Below are 2262 nucleotides of genomic sequence, written 5' to 3' on the forward strand. Positions count from 1 at the left end.
GTCCCGGGGTCGATCCCGGCCTGTTCCAACGCCTCCCACGAGGTCTCCAGCAGCAACCGCTGCTGCGGATCCATCGCCAGCGCCTCACGCGGCGAAATCCCGAAGAAACCCGCGTCGAACTCCCCCGCGTCATACACGAACCCGCCCCGGGCCACGTAGGCGGTGCCGGCCTGGCCCGAGTCGGAGTCGGAGTCGAACACGCCCTCCAGATCCCAGCCACGATCGGACGGGAAACCGGACATACCATCCCGGCCCTCACTGACCAGCCGCCACAAATCCTCCGGACCCGCCACACCACCGGGCAGACGACACGCCATACCCACAACCGCAACCGGCTCCCCGGAGGCCTCCAAGAGCTGGCGGTTCTGCTTCTTCAGCGAGCCGACCTCTTCGAGCGATGCTCGGAGCGCTTCGACGACCTTTTCATAAGGAGCACTCACTTGAAATCCCCAACCATCAGGTGCCGCAGAGTCACTTGTCGCGGAGCGCCAGCTGCACGAGATCGTCGACGTTCAGGTCGGCGATCGCGGTCTCATCATCGGCGTCGTCCAGCATGCCAATCGGCGGTTCGTGGTCATTGAGTTCAGCCAGCCTGACCAGCGCGTCCAACAGTCCAGCCGCCCGGAATCGGGCGAGTGGGAGCGATGCGAGCGCGCGCCGCAGCCGTGCCTCGTCAACGTCCGGGTCGGCCGTGACGCCGTCGGGAAACACTTCGCGGTGGAGATAGCGGGCGAGGGCGAGCGGGTTGGGGTAATCGAAGACGATGGTGGCGGCAAGCTTGAGGCCAGTGGCCCCACGAAGGCGGTTACGCAACTCGACCGAGGTAAGCGAGTCGAACCCCGAGTCCTTGAACGCCGTTTCCGCCCCGACCTTCGCAATCCCCGCATGACCCAGGACCATCGCCACATGACCACGGACGAAATCGAGCAGCAACGCCTCCTGCTCCTGTGATGTGAGCCCGGCAAGCCGCACAGCAAGACCGCCACCGCCGTCCCCCGCCCCTGCCTGCCCGTCCCCCGCCCGTGCCCGGCGCCGCCCGCCATGCACCAGACCACCCAGAAGCCCCGGGAGACCCCCGCCGGCCACGGCATCAGCACGCAGCCTCCGCAGATCCAGCTTGATCGGCACCACCAGAGCCGCGGGAACCCGCAGGGCCGCGTCAAACAGCCCCATCCCCTCCGCGGGGGTAAGGGGCAGGACACCGCCGCGGTTCATACGGGCCTGGTCGATCTCGCTGAGGTGAGCGGTCAATCCGGCGGCCTGCTGCCACAGGCCCCAGGCCATCGACACCCCAGGCAGGCCCGCCGCCCGCCGCCGGTGAGCCACCGCGTCGAGATAGGCATTGGCCGCCGCGTAATTGCCCTGCCCCGCCGCACCGATCAAACCCGACGCGGAAGAGAACACCGCGAACACCGACAGATCCATGTCCCGCGTCAGCTCGTCCAGATGGCCAACAGCCGTCACCTTCGGCCCGAACACATACGCCAACCGTTCGGGCGTCAGCGCGCTGATCACACCGTCGTCCAACACGCCAGCGGTGTGGACAACACCGGTCAGCGGATGCCGCGCCGACACAGAAGCCACAAGCGCGGCCACCGCATCCCGGTCTGCGACATCACACGCCCTCACAGCCACCGACTCGGCACCCAACTCACCAAGCTCGGCAACCAGCTCCCGCGCCCCCTCGGCCTCCAGACCACGCCGGCTGACCAGAACCAGATGCCGCACACCGTGCTCAGCCACCAGGTGCCGGGCCAACAACGCACCCAGCGAACCCGTACCACCCGTAACCAGAACCGTCCCCTCAGAGTCGAAGACGGCGGGGACATCAGAGATGTCGGGGACGGCGGCACCGGTCGTGTCACGGACCAGACGTGGCGCGGACAACACTGCGCCCCGCACGGCGACCTGGGGCTCACCGGTAGCGAGTACAGCGGCGAGGACCGGTTCCATTTCGATGCCGGTGACGTCAAGGCCGGAGCCGGCAGCGGTGTCGAGCAGAATGATGCGGTCGGGGTTCTCGGTCTGGGCAGCCCGGACCAGACCCCACACAGCGGCACCGGCCGGATCCGTGACATCGCCGTCGCCGCCCGCGGGCACCGCACCCCGGGTAACCACCACCAGCCTGCCGCTCTCCAAAGCCGGGGCCACCAGCCAGGCCTGGAGGACACCCAGCACCCTGCTTGTCAGGGCGAGCACCCCATCGGCATCGTCAGCCCCGTCGCCGTAAGCCTCCAGGACGGCCACGGCCGGAGCATCCAC

General features: G+C 68.3%; 2 protein-coding genes. Both read right to left on the reverse strand.

What is annotated here, in order from left to right; translation table 11 throughout:
* Positions 1-440 (reverse strand): beta-ketoacyl synthase N-terminal-like domain-containing protein (locus ACIBLC_RS41910; RefSeq protein ID WP_399216741.1); only part of this gene is annotated, 440 nt, incomplete at its 3' end.
* Between the two features lie 31 nt (positions 441-471).
* Positions 472-2262: type I polyketide synthase (locus tag ACIBLC_RS41915; protein ID WP_399216742.1), on the reverse strand; the 1791-nt coding region annotated here is incomplete at its 5' end.

This window comes from Streptomyces sp. NPDC050535, from assembly GCF_044457665.1.
GTDB lineage: Bacteria > Actinomycetota > Actinomycetes > Streptomycetales > Streptomycetaceae > Streptomyces.